This window comes from Rhizobium sp. BIGb0125 (assembly GCF_024810055.1).
Lineage (GTDB): Bacteria > Pseudomonadota > Alphaproteobacteria > Rhizobiales > Rhizobiaceae > Agrobacterium.
This window is the reverse complement of record NZ_JANUDV010000013.1, coordinates 1-17,913: the sequence shown is the minus strand read 5'-3', so window position 1 is coordinate 17,913 and position 17,913 is coordinate 1. Positions and strand designations below refer to the sequence as shown.

Below are 17,913 nucleotides of genomic sequence, written 5' to 3'. Positions count from 1 at the left end.
GGGCGGAAAAAATGCGTACCGAATTGTGGAAAACTGTACGGCCGATTTTGCGAGCACAGTACAATCCAAAACTGTATTTCAGGCCTGTTGTCATTTGTGTCTCGTTGACTGAAACGTTGCAGTGGGTATGAATGTTTCAAGAGCGCCCGGGTGAATCGCCTATTGTTGCGAACTCTAGTGGGCGTTTGAATTTTTGTTGCGCGTCACGGCTGTTTTCGTCGTCGGTGTTATCCACTCAGGCGCTTTGTATAAATTGCCTTCAAATAAATGACCATACACTTATGCAACCTATGAGGGATTAAATGCTGCGGGTTCAGCGCTGAATTGATGTCATTCGATGGGAAGTATCTTGCTTTCCATTCAAAACTGTCATTCCTTGCCCATTCCTCGAAAAATCTGGGAGATAAAAAATGAACTCATTCAAAACAACAACAAGAGCAGCTGTTCTGCTCGGTTCCCTCCTCATTGGCGCAAGTTCAGCCTTGGCTGAGACCGTTCTTCATCGTGGCAACTCGGGTGAGCCACAGACCCTCGATCAGGCGCAGACTTCGATCAATATCGAAGCGTTCATTGTCAAAGACCTCTATGAAGGTTTGACGATTTACGATGCTCACGGCAAGATCATCCCTGGTGCGGCAGAAAGCTGGACCGTTTCTGATGATGGCACCGTTTACACTTTCAAGCTGCGTGCCAACGCAAAGTGGTCGGATGGAACGCCTGTAACCGCGCAGGACTTCGTTTTCTCCTACAAACGCGTTGAAGACCCGGCGACTGCAGCGAAATACGCGAATATTCTTTATCCGATCAAGAATGCCGAGAAGGTCAACAAGGGTGAAGCGCCTGTTGACGAACTTGGGGTAAAGGCCGTGGACGAAAAGACGCTCGAAATCACGCTTGAGCGTGCGACGCCATTCTTCCTCGAGCTTCTGGCTCACCAGACTGCATTGCCGGTTTCGCAGGCAAGCATTGAAAAGAACGGCAAGGACTTTGTTAAGCCCGGCGTGATGGTGTCCAACGGCGCTTACAAACTTCAGGCACACGTTCCAAACGACAGCCTGACTGTTGTTAAGAACGAGAATTTCTGGGACGCAGAAAACGTAAAGATCGATAAGGTCGTTTTCTACCCGATCGAGGACCAAGCTGCATCGGTTCGCCGTTTTGAAGCCAAGGAAATGGATCTGGCCTACAACTTCTCGGCAGATCAGATCGACCGCCTGACAAAGGCCTATGGCGATCAGGTTCACGTTTCGCCGACGCTGGCCACCTATTATTACGCTTTCGACACCCGCCAGGAGCCTTATAGCGATGTTCGCGTGCGTCAGGCCCTGTCCATGGCCGTTGACCGTGACTTCCTTGCCAAGGAAATCTACAGCGGTTCGCAGGTTCCTGCCTACTCCATGGTTCCTCCTGGTATCGACAGCTATGGTGAGCCATCAAAGGCCGACTTTGCTTCGCTCTCACAGCTTGATCGCGAAGACAAGGCTATCGAACTGATGAAGGAAGCCGGTTACGGTGAAGGCGCAAAGCCGCTGGAAATCGAAATCCGCTACAACACCAACCCGAACCACGAGCGTGTGGCAACCGCTATCGCGGATATGTGGAAAAACACATTCGGTGCCAAGGTTTCCCTGGTTAACCTCGACGTGTCCTCGCACTACGCTTACCTGCAGGAAGGTGGCAAGTTCAACGTAGCCCGTGCTGGCTGGGTTGCTGACTATGCCGACGCTGAAAACTTCCTTGCGCTTTCGGTTTCCACAAATACGACGTTCAACTACGGCAAGTTCAAGAATGATGAATATGATGCCTTGATGAAGAAGTCGTATGAAGAGGCCGACATGACTGCGCGTGCAAAAATCCTGCACGAAGCAGAGGCTATCCTGTCTCGCGAGCAGCCGGTTGCTCCGCTTCTGACTCAGGCTGATCTTTGGCTCGTTTCCAGCCGCGTAAAGGGCTGGGAAGATAATGCCGCAAACGAGCACTTGAGCCGTTTCCTGAGCATCTCTGAGTAACAATAAGTGGCACGGCGGCGTCCCCGCCGTGCCATACCGGAGTTAACGTACCATGTTATCATTTATTCTGCGCCGATTGGCGAGCGCGGTGCCGACACTGTTTATTGTCGTCACCATTTCGTTTTTCCTGATGCGCTTTGCGCCGGGTGGACCTTTCAACCTTGAACGTCCGTTACCGCCTCAGACGATGGAAAATCTGATGAGGACCTATCAGCTGGATCAGCCATTGTGGCGCCAGTACATTCACTACATCACGAATGCCGTGACCGGTGATTTCGGGCCGAGCTATATCTACAAGGACAACACTGTCGCCGAGTTGATCGGAAAAGGTCTGCCGTATTCGCTCGAACTCGGCTTTTACGCGCTGCTGTTGGCACTCGTCGGCGGCGTATTGGCTGGTACATTGGCTGCCTTGAGGCAGAACAGTACCTTTGATTTTTCACTGATGTCGGTTTCGACCGTTGGTATTACCGTACCGAACTTCGTTGTCGGTCCTGTGCTGACACTGGTTTTTGCCGTTCTGCTCGGTTGGTTGCCAGCCGGTAGCTGGGGCGACGGATCGCTGCGTTATCTCATCCTGCCGATGATTGCACTTGCCCTGCCTCAGTTGGCGGTGATTGCCCGTCTGACGCGTGGTTCGATGATCGAAGCACTGAGGATGGACCACATTCGCACCGTCAAGGCCTATGGTCTTCCTGCAAGAACGGTTGTCATCATCCATGCGATGCGTGCCGCCATGTTGCCGGTTGTTTCCTACCTTGCGCCTTGCGCCGCAGCGTTGCTGACGGGTTCGGCTGTCGTTGAAACCATCTTCACCATTCCAGGCGTCGGGCGCTACTTCGTCCTCGGTGCCATCAACCGTGATTATACGCTTGTTATGGGCACCGTTGTTCTCATTGCGATCTTCGTCATCGTTTTCAATCTTGTGGTCGACATCCTTTACGGCCTTCTTGATCCGAGGGTTCGCCATGACTGATATGTCTGCAAATACGGCTCCGCTGCCGTCTACAAAAAGTCGCAGCCTTTTCCAGCTTGCCGCTCTGCGGTTCCGTAGAAACCGTGCGGCAATGGCCGGCTCGATCATGCTGGCGCTGATTGCGCTTTTTTCCTTCATTGGTCCACATTTCCTGAACCACACCTATGACCAGGTGTTCCCATCCTATGTGTCCATCCCGCCGAGCCTTGAGCCACGTCCGGATGTCACCAATCTTCAGGGTGTTGTTGAGGGAATTGCTTCGCGTGCGCGCGTTGATCTCGAAGAGTTCGAGGTCAGCGGACAATCTTTTACCGCGACCGTAACCTCGGATAGCGAGATCGATCCGCGCACCACGCGTTATTTCGATCGCGCCAATGAGTTCGAAAACACCAAGGTAACAGCAACCGAAGACGATGGCCGTACGCTGAAGTTGGAAGGCAATGTTAACCGCGAATACTTCTTCTTCGGTACCGATTCCAACGGCCGTGACCTTCTGGTGCGTGTCATGCTCGGTGGTCAGATTTCGATTGCTGTCGGCATTCTCGCGAGCCTTGTGTCACTGGGCATTGGCGTTATCTACGGCGCGACGTCTGGTTACATCGGCGGACGTGTCGACAACGTCATGATGCGTATTGTCGAGATCCTCTATTCACTGCCATTCGTGTTCCTCGTTGTGGTGCTGGTGGTGTTTTTCGGCCGCAGCTTCATCCTGATCTTTCTGGTGATTGGTGCGGTCGAGTGGCTGGATATGGCGCGTATCGTGCGCGGGCAGACGCTTGCATTGAAGCGGCGTGAGTTTGTCGGTGCAGCGCAGGCGTTGGGATTGACGGATTGGCAGATCATTCGCCGTCACATTATCCCTAACACGATTGGCCCCGTTGTGGTGTTCGTTACCGTTGTTGTTCCAAAGGTCATTCTTCTTGAAAGCTTCCTGTCCTTCCTTGGTCTCGGTGTTCAGGCGCCGCTGACAAGTTGGGGAGCGTTGATTTCAGAAGGCGCAAACAATATCCAGTCTGCACCATGGCTTTTGATTTTCCCGGCCACCTTCTTCGTTCTGACGTTGTTCTCTTTGAACTTCGTTGGTGATGGCCTGCGCGATGCGCTCGATCCGAAGGACCGCTGACATGAATGACACATCACAAACCATTCTTGCCGTTCGTGGACTGAAGGTTGATTTCGCCACGCCTGACGGAACGGTCAATGCCGTCAAGGGCATTGACCTCGACGTCCGGGCAGGCGAAACGCTCGCTGTCGTAGGTGAATCCGGTTCCGGAAAAAGCCAGACCATGATGGGTATAATGGGACTTCTGGCAGCCAATGGCCAAGTGCAGGGTTCCGCCAAATATCGCGGCCATGAACTTGTCGGCTTGCGTTCGGATGAGCTCAATACCATCCGCGGCGCCAAGATCACCATGATCTTCCAGGAGCCGATGACCTCGCTTGATCCGCTCTACAAGATCGGCAAGCAGATTGCCGAGCCTATCCTGCATCACCGCGGAGGCAGTCGCAAAGAGGCACGCGCCCGTGTTCTGGAATTGCTGGAACTGGTTGGTATTCCGGATCCGGCACGTCGCATCGACAGTTATCCGCACGAGCTTTCTGGTGGCCAACGTCAACGTGTCATGATTGCAATGGCACTGGCCAATGAGCCGGACATTCTGATTGCCGACGAGCCGACAACAGCACTCGACGTGACAATCCAGGCCCAGATCCTTGACCTGCTTAAATCCTTGCAGCAGCGTTTTGGTATGGCCATCGTGTTGATTACGCACGATCTCGGAGTGGTGAAGCACTTTGCTGATCGTGTCACGGTGATGCGTCGGGGCGAGGTTGTTGAAGCTGGTTCCACATCGGACATTTTTGAACGTCCTCAACAGGACTACACGAAAATGCTGCTGGATGCCGAACCAAGCGGACGCAAGCCGGACGTGGCCGATGAGGCGCAGGTTGTGCTGTCCGGGCAAGCCGTAACCGTCGATTACCAGATTGCTGGCGGGTTCCTGTCGGGCAAAAAAAGTGCGTTCCGTGCTGTCAATGGTGTCGATGTCACGTTGCGACAGGGACAAACAATTGGTGTTGTCGGGGAGTCCGGTTCCGGAAAATCCACGCTCGGCCGTGCCCTGTTGAAGCTGGTAGAAGCCAAGGGAAAGGTCGTATTCGAAAAGACGGATATTTCCGGTTTCGATCGAAAAGCCATGCGGCCCCTGCGCAAGAAACTGCAGCTGGTGTTTCAGGACCCATACGGTTCTCTTTCGCCGCGCCAGACGGTCGGTGAAATTGTCACTGAAGGCCTGTTCGTGCATGAGCCACAATTGAGTCGGGCAGAGCGAGACCAGCGTGCCATCAAGGCGCTGCAGGAGGTTGGACTCGATCCCGACGCCCGCAATCGTTATCCGCATGAGTTTTCAGGCGGCCAACGACAGCGTATCGCAATTGCGCGTGCCATTATCCTGAAGCCCGATGTCGTCATTCTTGATGAACCGACGTCAGCCCTTGACCGCTCGGTTCAGGGGCAGGTTATAGATCTGTTGCGCAACCTGCAGAAAACGCATGGTCTGTCCTACATTTTCATCAGCCACGACCTGTCGGTTATCAAGGCTATGTCAGACTACGTCATGGTGATGAAGGACGGCAAGGTTGTTGAGGAAGGCACGACAGATGCAATCTTCGAGGCACCGCGAGAGACGTACACGCAAACGCTGATGAACGCCGCTTTTACCGCCTGATGCTGAGAGGCAGTCGCTTATATTTGGCGACTGCCTTGCCCTTATGTCGTTTTAAAACTGGCAAAAAATTCAGCCAATTGATGTTTTTGATATCTGCTTTGCGTAATTGCTGCACACTTTTACGCGACCTACTGTAGAGCTATTCACGGCGAGGGATTGTTGTGGTTATAGAGGCAAGGGCTCTAAACCTAAGAGCGCGTTTATTCAGCAGGTCGAAGGATAATTGATGAGAGTGTTATTGACGGGTGCAGCCGGCTTTATTGGCTACCATACGGCTGTCATTCTCCTGGAGCGGGGTGATGAGGTTCTTGGGATTGATAACCTCAATGAATATTACGACGTCAATTTGAAACTATCCCGCCTCTCTCTGCTAAAAAACTATAAGAATTTTTCGTTCATCAAAGCCGATCTTTCAGACCGAGACGCCGTAGATAACTCATTTGCTGGCTTCAAACCGCAGCGGGTCATTAACCTCGCGGCGCAAGCTGGTGTACGGTACGGTTCTCAAAACCCACACAGCTATATCGACTCCAATATTGTGGGTTTTCTCAATATCCTCGAGGGATGTAGACATCACGCAATTGAGCATCTTACTTTTGCGTCTTCCAGTTCGGTATATGGTGCCAATCTGAAAGTGCCTTTCAGTGCTCACGATACTGTCGATCACCCGTTGAGTCTGTATGCGGCAACGAAGAAATCGAATGAGTTGATGGCTCATTCATATTCGCATTTGTATCGGCTTCCCGTGACCGGTCTTCGTTTCTTTACTGTCTATGGTCCTTGGGGTCGTCCGGACATGTCTCCATTTTTATTTACGAAAAAAATACTCGCTGGAGATCCAATCGATGTTTTCAATTATGGCAATCACTTGCGAGACTTTACGTTCGTCGATGACATCGCCAAGGGCGTAGTTGGAACATTGGATGCTATTCCCGTCCCAAACAAAACTTGGGACGCTATGAACCCGGACCCAAGCAGTTCAACGGCTCCGTATCGGCTTTACAATATCGGCAATAACACCTCGGTAGAGTTGAATTACTTCATCGAATGCATTGAGAAAGCGGTTGGTAAAACCGCTATAAAGAACATGTTGCCTCTTCAGCCGGGTGACGTTTTTCAAACCTTCGCCGATGTGGATGATCTTGTCACCGACATCGGTTTTAAGCCGCAAACCTCAATTGAGGAGGGAATTGAGAAATTTGTCGCCTGGTTCCGGCAGTACTACCAACTGTGATGTCCGCTCGTCCCACGTCGAAAGCTAGCATTCAAATCTGGTTTTTTTAAATGCATTCACCGGTGCGTTGGTGCAAGCAAGTAGTGACCAACCCCCCAGACGTCGCCATTGTCGTGACCGAAGAGGCCGGCTGTTGCGAGGAAGAACAATCGCCAGCGACGCTCCCAAAGATGAGCGTCCTTGCCATAGACGGTTTTGAACAACGGTTTTATCTGGTTGATTTCGCGGTCGAAATTTGCCAGCCAATCGAGAGCCGTTTGTTGATAATGTTGGCCAGACCAACGCCAATCCTGTTCAACGGTGAAGCTCTCCCCAAAGCGATAAGGCAGATCATAAGCGGGCATGATGCCGCCGGTGAAGAAATGATGCGCAATCCAGTCTGCAGGATTGTGGTGGTCGAAACGATAGGAGCGGTTCTTGTGCGTGAAAACATGCAGGAACAATTTTCCGTCCGGTTTCAGCCATCCGTGCACGCGTTCAAGAAGCGTGTGCCAGTTTGACATGTGCTCGAACATTTCCACCGAAACCACCCGATCAAACGTTCTTTCGGTTTCAAAAATATTCATGTCGGCCGTGACAACATTCAGGTTTGTCAAACCCTTATCCTGGGCTTTGGCGTTTATGTATTCACGTTGAGAGGCCGAGTTGGAGACAGATACGATCGAGGAGCGCGGGAAATTTTCGGCCATCCAGAGGGAAAGTGAACCCCAGCCGCAGCCGAGTTCGAGGATTGTCATGCCATCTTCAATTCCGGCATGTTTGACTGTCTGTCTCAGCGCCTCACGTTCCGCGTCAGCAAGGGAGGTGTTTAGATCAGGATAAAAACAGGACGAATATTTTCGCCGCGGACCGAGCACCAGCGAAAAAAACTCCGCAGGCACTTCGTAATGTTGCCGGTTGGCATCACTCGTATGTGTTGCAACGGGAAACTTAGCCATCTCAGACACAAATTCAATTTCCCGGCCATGGGGAATGGTTTCCAGACGGCGTTTGGTGCGGTTACACAGGAAGTCAATTCCAGCAAGTGTCATACCGTCTGATAATGGCATTCTCTCCGCGGCATTGATGGCAAAGGCCAGCATGTTCATTGTGTTGCTCCTTGTTCAGTGGCGGAGTTCGTTTTGCGTGGACCGGGGAAGAAAGCGTTGACACGTGCCTGCAAGGCTCGAAATTTTTCACCGCGACTTCTCATCATATGTTCTTCAAGCGGTGGAATGCCGGAAACATGAACCAGCAGCCAGTACATCATGGCGGGCGCGAGCAACGCCAACCAGCTCCAACCGTTCGCGTTGATTGCCAGCAACGGCCAGGTGCACCAGAATAACCATTCAAAAAAGTAGTTCGGGTGGCGAGAGTAACGCCACAATCCAATTTCACAGACACCCGTTTTGGCTTCTGGTGTTTTTCTGAAACCCGCCAATTGAGCGTCTGAAAGGCTTTCGCCTGCGAGAGCTATGACGGCGATGCCAAGTGCAATCAAATCAACAATCCGAGGAAACGGGCTTTCGTTGCTGGCGGCTAGATACACTGCCAAAACCAGTACAAATGCTGCGACAGCTTGTATCTGCAAGAACCAGAATAATCTGAACGAGGCTGCCTTTCCCCATTGTTCAATGAACTTGGCGTAGCGGGGATCTTCCTTGGCGCCCTTTGAGCGCGTCCCGATGTGGGCTCCAAGTCGCAACGACCACAATGCGATGATGATGAAGATCATGATGCGGCGTTCGCTTGCGCCATCAGCCCAAATTGCCGATGCAATGCCACCAAGTCCGACCGCAAATGACCAGATTGTATCGATCCAGCCGCTGTTGCCGGTCCTGCGCTGCGTGGCCCATGCACCGATCATTGCAAGAGAAAGACCACCTGCTGCGAAAATGAGGAAACTGAAATCCATTTCTACCGCCTGTTGAACAGCAATGTCACACTGCTTTCATCACCTATCTACGGAACTGACGGCATTCTGGTTTCGTTTAATGGGCAAAATATTCAAATAAAGATTCCTGGCGGAACTGAACCGTTTCCAACAGTCACTCGTATTGCTTCTGTATATGTGAATTCGCACCAGTCGCTGTCCGCGACCTGTTGCTCCAGTCGGTTCAATGCGATTGGAGCGTGAAGAGGAGTGTAGGGTATGAAATGGATATTACCAGTTTCAATCATCCTTTGCCTTGGCTCGAACTCTGCAATGGCAGAGGATATTTTCGGGCAATGGTCGCGCGGTGATGGCAATGCCCGGGTAAAGATCGACCAGTGTGGAGCCAATATCTGTGCGACGAATACGTGGATAAAACCGGGTACACCGAAAGAAAAAACCGGTGACAAGCTTGTCATGACCATTTCGCCTGCCTCAGATGGGAAATATTCCGGAACCGCTTTCGATCCGCAGCGCGATCTTACCTACAAGATCAGCGTTGATGTGAAGGGCAACAACATGACGACCAAGGGCTGCGTCCTTGCCGGTTTGCTGTGCAAGGGCGTTCAATGGACAAGGCTGGATTGACGTCATGACTATAATCGACATGAATGCCAATCAGTGAGAATGTCAGGAGAAAAATGGTCGTTCGGGGCGTGTTCTGTGTGGTTCTCGGCGCTCTCATGATGACGTTAGCATCAGGGATGAAAGCTCCAACTTCCGCAAATCCGGTCGAGGACGAACGCCTTATTGATGTTGGCGGGTTCATGATGAACAGCCTTTTGCTGGAACCCGCACACAAGGCTGATTTGCCCCCGATTGTCTTTATTCACGGTGCCAGCACCAGCCTGTATGATCCATTGTTCGCCTTTCGCTCCAGTTTGGAGGGGCGAGCCACACTGCTGTTTGTTGACAGGCCTGGTCATGGTCGTTCGCAGATCGGCGGCAAGGGCAACATTTTGCCGGATGGACAGGCGGATGCCATTGCAAGTCTGATGGACGAGCGTGGCATCAAAAGTGCAATCGTGGTTGGTCACTCTTACGGCGGCGCAATTGCTGCTGCGCTTGCTTTGCGTCATCCAGAGAAGGTGAAGGGACTGGTTTTCCTGTCGCCTGCGGTTTATGACTGGCCGGGCGGCGTCTCGTGGTATTATGACGCTGCGCGTGTCCCGATTACCGGTGTTTTGTTCAGCACCCTTGTTGCGCCACCGGCAGGGCTGTTGGCGATTGGCGCAGCGACAAAGTCAGTGTTTGCACCAAACCCCGTACCACAAAACTATATAGCCCAAACCAAAGCACTGCAGGCTTTGCGCCCGGTTGCCTTCCGTCACAACGCATTGGAAGTCGCATCTTTGAATGCGTGGGCCAAAACGGCATCCCGCCAATATTCCGAGATAAAAGCGAGGACAATTATCATCACAGGTGATGCTGATAAGGTTGTGTCGCCGGAGATACACTCAAAACAGCTGGCACGCGCCATCAAAGGCTCGAAGCTGCTTGTCGTGCACAATCTTGGACACAAGCCGGATTACATCGCGGGCGATCTTGTCGTTGCAGCAATTGAGGTTGCGGCCGGCAAAAAACGGGATCTTTCACGGATACTAAAATCTGTCGAACGACGCATAGCAGATGATAGGCCTATGTGAGCCACATCATATGTTGCTGACGGTGAAGAAAAACTGCGCAAATGGTATTTGCACAGTCTTAAACGGCAGTTGGGTGGCCGTTGGCAAGCCAGTTTAACGGCAGCGAACTTTAGTCTTCTCGCAACCGATACGGTTCATCGTGACGTTGACAGGGGGATATGCGAAATCATCTTTTTTCTGGTCGGAACCTGCGTTTACTGCCGCCATGATGACAACACCTATCAGGCCACCATTGCTACCTGAAGCCATGCGTTGTTCGGCAGACTTATTGATTGCAGTCACGTTGCTGAAACTGGTCCTGTAGCCCGCAGCGTTGCAACTCACTGAAATCGGGCGTGATGCATAGCCGTAGTCGGGAACACGCACTTCGGCCGGAGTTTTTATAGATGCGCTGTAGCCGTCGCTTTCCAGCTTGCAACTAACACCCTCAATCTCCGTACGGGAACTAAATTCCGCACCACCCTTGTTCACATATTCATATGTACGGATGGTCACAATTTCATTGCCTTTGAGTGCAGGGATATCTTGGCCAGCTGCACGTTGAGGAGCTAGCATATCTCCGTGCTGTATGCCCGAGGCAGTCGGTGTGGCGGCAACGCTCATGGCAAGTGGCTTTCCAGTCTGGCAACCGGTTAATCCGGTAAGAGCGATAACCATGCCTGGAAACAGTAAGCGCGAAATCATGCATGCAACCCTGAATATGCGAATGGCTGCCTTTTATTGCAGCATCAGCACCAGTCAATCGCCAAGGTAGAGGTGGGATAGCATAACGAAATACAAGGTAATCAAAGCGTTATGACGATAGATCGCTTTGAAACTTTGACTGTCGGTCAGCATTCGCAGCACTTCATCCATGATGCCTTGGTATTTCGAGGCACTTTTTTCTTACCTCTAACCTCGAGAAGTACGCAATAGACAGGATTTCAACGGCTGCCGTGTAATCTTCGAAACTCAAACCGAGCAGGATACGCTCAGCCGGTTCCTTATGGCGGCCTCGCAGTCGCGTAAATCTTTGACGCCGATATTTGCAAATGCGGAACAGCGAGTGTCGGTAGATGTCAGCCGAGGCCAGCCAGAGATAATTTCGCACTGGGGGGGCGCTAGTTTTTTCCCGCTGCGGTCAACAGTGCTTGGTGGCTTAATTCAGATCTACCTAAGATGGTGATGGTTTTCACAAACGCGTGATAATTGATCTGGTTTTCATACTTTCCTATCCAGCGACCTCTAAGTCAGACAACTCCACCACGTCCGAGCTATTGAGTGATTATGACGAGTACATTTTTTCCTTCCATCGACGATCTGTTTGCTGCAGTCGAAGGAAGTCAGTTTGTGCCAGCATTCCAACCATTTATCGATCTTGAAACACAAAAGACGATCGGCTTTGAGGTTCTGGCGCGCTGGGATCATCCTGCTCACGGTGTGATAAATCCGGATGCATTCATCTCGACAGCCGAAGCTGCCGGTGCCATCAACTCCATTACTTTGCAGATACTGGAGAAGGCATGCCGAGAGCTTTCCTGCGCGCCGCGAAATTTAACGCTCGCTCTCAATCTGTCTCCGGTACAGTTCCGGAATGACGAAATCGTTTCCTTGATTGGTGGGGTTGTCTCAAATGCGGGACTGCTTCCATCTCAAATAGAAATCGAACTGACGGAAAATGCGCTTCTCGATGATATTGAAACCGCTCACCAGGTTGCAAAACGTTTCAGAGACGAAGGTTTTCTGCTGTCGCTGGATGATTTCGGGACCGGTTTTTCAAGTCTCACGCGCTTGCATTCCCTGCCTTTCAACACGCTGAAAATAGATAAGCAGTTTGTTGGCAGCATGGACCAGAACCCGGCGAGCCGACGCATCGTGGCCTCTGTAATCGATCTTGGCCAAAGTTTGGGTATGAGAGTTGTTGCTGAGGGGATTGAAACGCCACACCAACTGGCTTTGCTGCAACGGATGGGATGCAATTTGGGCCAAGGGTATCACCTTGGCCGCCCGACATTGGGAAAGTTGCCAAGAGAGCTTCGTTATCCTTTCGGCGGCCGTGCGAAAGGTTCCTCCGGGGCCTCTCGTTATCAACGCAAATTCCACTCTGAGGCCATCTATGAAAACAGCCCGTGCGCGCTAGCGCTTCTTGATGGGGATGGACGGATTTTGCGAATGAATGAGCAATTCGCCCACGTCATGAGTCTGGTTGAAAAGCAATCAATCGGTTCGCATTTTGCGCAGCACTTTGACAGAAAGAACGCCTTTAGGATCACGCAAATTTTGGCCCATATGGCGCGTGGGCGTGAGATCAGACAGCAGGAAGTCAAGGATCGTCGCTCCGGTAAAACTTTCGTCGTGAATTGCACACGCGTCAACGACGACGATGGCGGTTTCATCGGGTTTTCACTTGCGTTAACCGACATTAGTCGCCTCAGGCAGGTTGAGGCAGTCTTGAAAGCCGATGAGGGTTATGCGCGGTTGTTGGCGACGGAGGAAAGACTTCATATCATCTGGGCGGCAAACAGTGCAGGGACCATCGACTATCTCGGGCCGACGCTGTCTGCGACTGAAAGTGTTGGCATGGAGGACCGTATCAAGGACTGGTACGGGCGTATGCACCCAGATGATCATATTCGAGTCCGCAAAAAGTGGCTGGAATGGTTGCCGTCAAAATTGCCTTTTGAGACAAACTTCCGGGTTCGGGATGTGTCAGGGCATTGGCGACAGGTACGCAGTGCTGCTAAGCCAAGTTTCGACAGTGCTGGTCAGGTTGAAAGCTGGATTGGTCTAATAACGGATTGTGCGGATCAATCGCCGCAGATACAAAAAGGTGATGAGAGCCCCCATAGCCCTTTGCTCGCTAAACTTACAGCGCAGCAACTTGACCTTCTCACATGGGCTGCGGCGGGGAAATCAAATGCCGACATAGCGACGATTACAGGTCTATCGCGGCGTGGCGTGGAGTATCATATGGAGCAGATACTCAAAAAGCTGGGTGTGGCCAGTAAAGTGCAAGCCGCAGCCCTTCTGGGCCGACACGGCCCTCAAGGTTCACCGAAAGAGTAAATCTGTGGTGGTATACCCTAGGTTGTTTGTGGTTTACAACTGGTTACCAAACCAGTCCTGATTGTGATTATTGTAAAGTATGACGTGTCGCGTGAACCTCTAAAGTTCAGTGATTCACATATCTTCTCGCCGTTTCTCAACACTACTTTCTGTGTGCCGCCGGGGAGATGAGGTGGCCAATGATTGGTTGCTGCACGTGCATGCTTATGGTCCAGATTTGCAATCTTTCAGCACGAGAAAGTTGGACTTGTTATTTTGAGGTAATTCATGTCCTTCCTCGCAAATTCAAAGATCAAAACCAAAATTCTTTCGCTAATTTTGCCGCTTAGTCTTCTCGGAGTCGGCGGAGTGTCTGTGGTCTCCTATACGTATATGAAAACAGATGCGGCCTATTCCGATATGCTTGCCAGCGATGTCGTTCTTGCCACCACGCTGAACCGTTCAACGATTGCAGCAATGTCTATTGCCTATACGGCCAACCAAGTCCGATTTTACGAAACAGGTTCTGCGGAATCCATCGCTGCTTTGAAGCAATACGAAGCTGATAAGCTTTTGCTGACAAGCAGATTAGACAATGCAAAGATGATGTCGCAAAATCAGTCGGGGGCTATCGACGGCTACATTCGCCTTGCAAACGACATTATCAAATTGACTGATGAGGCGATCGCATTCGATAGCAAGGATATGAATGACGAGGCCGTCAAATCACTTAAACAAGTCGATCCACTTATCGTTAAACTACGCAGTGACTTGCGCTCTGCAAACGAAGAAAATGACGCCAATATTGCTGCTGAATCTGACAGCCTATCAGCGCAAACCATATCTACAATCACAACGACATTAAGTTTGTTGGCGATACTGTTCGCTTTTGTCATCACCGCTTCGCTCGTTGTTGCGTCTCGCGGCATCAGTGGCCCGATTGCAGCATTGCAGCATCGCATGCGCACATTGGCCGACGGAAATGTTGAAATCGGTATTCCTGGTGAAGACCGTCGAGACGAAGTTGGAAGCATGGCAAAAGCTGTGGTCGTTTTCCTGGAAAATACGCGCCAGCGCTTGCGGCTTGAAGCGGAGGCCGATGCCAATCGCTCACTTAGTGAAAAAGAACGTATGGAGCGGGAGCGCAAAGCCGCAGAAGATGCTGCCAACGTCAAGTTCGCGGTGGATAATCTGGCAACTGGCCTGTCCAGGCTGTCGGATGGCGACGTGACCTACCGTATCAACCACTCCTTTGTCGCCACACTAGATGGCGTCAGGATTGACTTCAATAACTCCGCTGAAAAGCTTCAGCTGGCGCTTGGTCGCGTCGCAAACAACGCGCGCGGGATCGATGCCGGCGCAAATGAAATCCGTTCCGCCGCTGACGATCTCGCCAAGCGTACGGAACAACAGGCGGCCGCTGTTGAAGAGACTGCTGCTGCACTGGAACAAATCACCACGGCCGTCAAGGATTCCAGCAAGCGGGCACATGAGGCCGGGCAACTGGTTGCTCGCGCCAAATCAGGTGCAGAGAAATCCGGGGATGTCGTGCGCAGTGCTGTTATCGCCATGGAGAAGATCGAAAAATCCTCGACGGAAATTTCCAATATCATCGGTGTGATCGATGAAATCGCCTTCCAGACAAATCTTCTCGCATTGAATGCCGGTGTAGAAGCTGCGCGCGCCGGTGAGGCAGGCAAGGGCTTTGCGGTTGTCGCACAGGAGGTGCGTGAGCTGGCGCAGCGTTCCGCTGCCGCAGCAAAGGAAATCAAAGCGTTGATCCTGATGTCGACTGATCAGGTTCAGGAGGGTGTTCAACTTGTTGATGAAACAGGCAAGGCACTCGAAACCATCGTTGCCGAAGTTCAGGAAATCAATCGACATGTTTCTGCTATCGTTGACGCTTCCCAGGAGCAGTCATCCGGTTTGCAGCAGATCAACACTGCCGTAAACCAGATGGACCAGGACACGCAGAAGAATGCGGCCATGGTCGAGGAGAGCACTGCTGCAAGTCATGGTCTTGCGCGTGAGGTTTCATCGCTCAACCAGTTGCTCGCCCAGTTCAAGACAACGTCGGACGCAGCAAGCGCGGTACAGGCTGCACCATCGGCAAATGTGCCAAAATATAGCGCGTCCCCCGTTCGTTCATTGACGAACAAGCTTGCAACGGCCTTTGTCGGCAATGCGGCGCTCAAGGCGGATTGGGAAGAGTTCTGATAGCGAAGCAGAACCCAGCCACAATGAAGACCCCGATGTGATGCGTCGGGGTCTTTCTGCTTCTTACCAGACGGGACTTTTCGCCAGAACGATTTCTAATTGATCATTGTTGCGGTGTGTCTGGTCGTTTCCAGCGGAATCGCAACAAATTTGTTGTATTTTGTCTTCTGCCACTCAGCAAAGTGGCAGCACTTTCCATATCTGCTTGCAATAGACCAAGTACCCGGTAACATACCAGACAGATTTTGTGCAGGTGAGGCGGCAATGGACGTGGAAAGCAGAGCGGGCGTAGAACACGGTAAGTCGCTGGCGTCAAAAATCAGCTCTGCGCTGCGGCGTGATCTGATGGAGGGTGTTTTCCGCCCGGGAGACAGACTCCCCAGCGAAAGCGCTCTGAGCCGCGAATATTCGGTCAGTCGCACGGTTGTGCGTGAAGCGGTTGCCATCCTGCGTGCGGATGGCCTTGTGCACGCTCGCAAAGGTGCTGGAATATATGCGCTTGAATTGCCGCAGGAGCAGGACAAGCCTTTCAAGGATCTGACGACTGAACGCATTTCATCGGTTATCGAACTGCTTGAACTGAGGACTGTTTTTGAGGTCGAATCGGCCGGTTTGGCGGCGTCACGACGCTCTGCCGCGCAGATAGAAATGATTCTTGATGCTCACCGGAATATTGGAGAGTGTCTTGCCACGGGCATGCCGACCCGTGATGCCGACTTCAATCTTCACCTCGCCATTGCCGAGGCTACCCAAAACCGGCGTTTCCCGGAGTTTCTGCAGCTTATCCGCTCTGGCATCATCCCGCGTGGCGAGTTGCAGGGATCTGCTCCGGGCTCTCGGCCGAAAGACTACAATCTTCACCTCCAAGAAGAACACGGCCTGATCGTTGATGCGATCATTGAGGGCGATCCTGATCTGGCTCGAGAACGCATGCGCGCACATCTGCGTGGCAGTCTGGATCGCTACAAAGTGTTGTTGCGCTCAAAAGCCAAGGAAAGTGAAGAAATCACTCAGGCATAAACAGTCGTATTGTCAGACAGGCTGAGATATATGTATGATGACATGTTTAGTGTCATCAAGGAGGCCTATATGACCCTTCCCAAGTTCCCGGTTGTTTCACCGGACGCCGGCGTTCTCCGTCAGGTCCTTTCCGAATCCCCAGAGTTGATGGTTGTTTCATTCCGCTTCGAAACTGGAGCAGAAGGTAAGCTTCACAAGCATCCACACGTCCAATCCACCTATGTTTCCAAAGGAAAATTTCGGTTTTTCCGTGATGGCGCAGCCTATGAATTGAAGGTTGGCGACAGTCTCGTCATTCCTGGAAACATTGAACATGGCTGTGAATGCCTGGAAGAGGGGGAGTTAATCGACTGCTTTACACCCCGCCGGGACGATTTCCTGTAAGCGATGTAACTTGACATATTTATAAACCTGTGACAGGTTGGTCAAAATTTGTCAGACAGGACGGGAGCCTGTTAAGGCGCGCTTCCCGCGGCTGGCAAACGGAGGAAACATGTCATCACGTCGCGTACAATTTAATGGTTGGGCCGAGCAGATTGGAACCATAGCTGTCACCCTGCTCGGCTTGCTTATGCTTACTTTCTTTATCGGCCGCATGATGCCCGCCGACCCGGTGCGGGCTATTGTCGGTGAAGATGCGACACGGGAGACCTATGAGCAGGTCTTTCGTTCGCTCGGTCTCGACCGCCCCGTGTGGGAGCAGTTCTTCTTATATCTGCGCGATGTGCTGACGGGTAATTTCGGCACGTCTATTCGCACCGGTCAGCCGGTCATCCAGGATATCCTGCATGTCATGCCGGCGACGATGGAGCTGGCAACCTTTGCCATCATCATTGGTGCAGGCCTTGGTGTGCCGCTTGGCGTGTTTGCGGCTGTGAACAAGGATCGCTGGCAGGACCATGCCGTGCGTGTCGTCAGTCTGTTCGGCCATTCCATGCCGATTTTCTGGACCGGTATGATCGCGCTGATCGTGTTTTATGCCCATCTTGGCTTGGTTGGCGGCAGTGGCCGTATGGACCAGTTCTATATCGGTCTGGTCGATGAGCGGACAGGTTTCCTGCTGATCGACAGCCTGCTTGCCGGTGACATGGATGTGTTCTGGTCGGCGGTAAACCACCTCATTCTTCCCGCCAGCCTGCTTGGGTATTC

General features: G+C 52.0%; 15 protein-coding genes. 12 read left to right on the top strand and 3 right to left on the bottom strand.

What is annotated here, in order from left to right; all coding sequences use genetic code 11:
* Window positions 1–410: 410 nt before the first annotated feature.
* The 5 genes from M2418_RS25060 to M2418_RS25040 all read left to right on the top strand — a co-directional run bounded on the left by M2418_RS25060 (window position 411) and on the right by M2418_RS25040 (window position 6,945).
* Window positions 411–2,009, top strand: coding sequence for a peptide ABC transporter substrate-binding protein (locus M2418_RS25060; protein ID WP_192489337.1), 1,599 nt, complete (start codon window positions 411–413; stop codon window positions 2,007–2,009).
* Between the two features lie 52 nt (window positions 2,010–2,061).
* Window positions 2,062–2,985 carry an oligopeptide ABC transporter permease OppB gene (gene oppB / locus M2418_RS25055; RefSeq protein WP_192489336.1) on the top strand — a complete coding sequence of 308 codons (924 nt, stop codon included), beginning with the start codon at window positions 2,062–2,064 and terminating at the stop codon, window positions 2,983–2,985.
* Complete coding sequence (locus M2418_RS25050; RefSeq protein WP_259149762.1) at window positions 2,978–4,108, top strand: ABC transporter permease; 1,131 nt, start codon at window positions 2,978–2,980, stop codon at window positions 4,106–4,108. Before oppB ends, M2418_RS25050 begins: the two co-directional genes overlap by 8 nt.
* A gap of 1 nt (window position 4,109) precedes the next feature.
* Complete coding sequence (locus M2418_RS25045; RefSeq protein WP_250985724.1) at window positions 4,110–5,711, top strand: ABC transporter ATP-binding protein; 1,602 nt, start codon at window positions 4,110–4,112, stop codon at window positions 5,709–5,711.
* A gap of 226 nt (window positions 5,712–5,937) precedes the next feature.
* Window positions 5,938–6,945: an NAD-dependent epimerase gene (locus M2418_RS25040; RefSeq protein WP_250985725.1), complete on the top strand. Its 1,008-nt coding sequence runs from the start codon at window positions 5,938–5,940 to the stop codon at window positions 6,943–6,945.
* 56 nt (window positions 6,946–7,001) lie between these two features.
* On the opposite strand, the gene M2418_RS25035 is transcribed toward M2418_RS25040, so the two are convergent.
* Window positions 7,002–8,033 carry a cyclopropane-fatty-acyl-phospholipid synthase family protein gene (locus M2418_RS25035; protein WP_259149761.1) on the bottom strand — a complete coding sequence of 344 codons (1,032 nt, stop codon included), beginning with the start codon at window positions 8,031–8,033 and terminating at the stop codon, window positions 7,002–7,004.
* A complete protein-coding gene (locus M2418_RS25030) occupies window positions 8,030–8,839 on the bottom strand; it encodes a DUF1295 domain-containing protein (RefSeq protein WP_250985727.1) in 810 nt (269 codons plus the stop codon). The genes M2418_RS25035 and M2418_RS25030 overlap by 4 nt, the downstream gene beginning before the upstream one ends.
* A 237-nt stretch (window positions 8,840–9,076) precedes the next feature.
* Here M2418_RS25030 and M2418_RS25025 point away from each other — a divergent pair, with 237 nt between their 5' ends.
* Together M2418_RS25025 and M2418_RS25020 are read left to right on the top strand one after the other, a co-directional pair.
* On the top strand, window positions 9,077–9,445 hold the full coding sequence (locus M2418_RS25025; protein ID WP_250985728.1) for a DUF2147 domain-containing protein: 369 nt from the start codon (window positions 9,077–9,079) through the stop codon (window positions 9,443–9,445).
* Between the two features lie 116 nt (window positions 9,446–9,561).
* Complete coding sequence (locus M2418_RS25020; RefSeq protein ID WP_259149760.1) at window positions 9,562–10,503, top strand: alpha/beta fold hydrolase; 942 nt, start codon at window positions 9,562–9,564, stop codon at window positions 10,501–10,503.
* 93 nt (window positions 10,504–10,596) lie between these two features.
* Here M2418_RS25020 and M2418_RS25015 read toward each other — a convergent pair whose 3' ends face one another.
* Complete coding sequence (locus tag M2418_RS25015) at window positions 10,597–11,187, bottom strand: hypothetical protein (protein WP_250985729.1); 591 nt, start codon at window positions 11,185–11,187, stop codon at window positions 10,597–10,599.
* Between the two features lie 582 nt (window positions 11,188–11,769).
* Between M2418_RS25015 and M2418_RS25010 the strand changes: the two genes are divergently transcribed.
* The 5 genes from M2418_RS25010 to M2418_RS24990 all read left to right on the top strand — a co-directional run.
* Complete coding sequence (locus M2418_RS25010; RefSeq protein ID WP_259149756.1) at window positions 11,770–13,548, top strand: EAL domain-containing protein; 1,779 nt, start codon at window positions 11,770–11,772, stop codon at window positions 13,546–13,548.
* A 267-nt stretch (window positions 13,549–13,815) separates the two neighbouring features.
* Complete coding sequence (locus M2418_RS25005; protein WP_259149754.1) at window positions 13,816–15,744, top strand: HAMP domain-containing methyl-accepting chemotaxis protein; 1,929 nt, start codon at window positions 13,816–13,818, stop codon at window positions 15,742–15,744.
* A gap of 264 nt (window positions 15,745–16,008) precedes the next feature.
* Window positions 16,009–16,764: a FadR/GntR family transcriptional regulator gene (locus tag M2418_RS25000; RefSeq protein WP_250985732.1), complete on the top strand. Its 756-nt coding sequence runs from the start codon at window positions 16,009–16,011 to the stop codon at window positions 16,762–16,764.
* Window positions 16,765–16,794: 30 nt separating this feature from the next.
* Window positions 16,795–17,148, top strand: coding sequence for a cupin domain-containing protein (locus M2418_RS24995; protein WP_405049487.1), 354 nt, complete (start codon window positions 16,795–16,797; stop codon window positions 17,146–17,148).
* A gap of 109 nt (window positions 17,149–17,257) precedes the next feature.
* On the top strand, window positions 17,258–17,913 hold a 656-nt coding region (locus M2418_RS24990), incomplete at its 3' end, for an ABC transporter permease (RefSeq protein WP_259149750.1).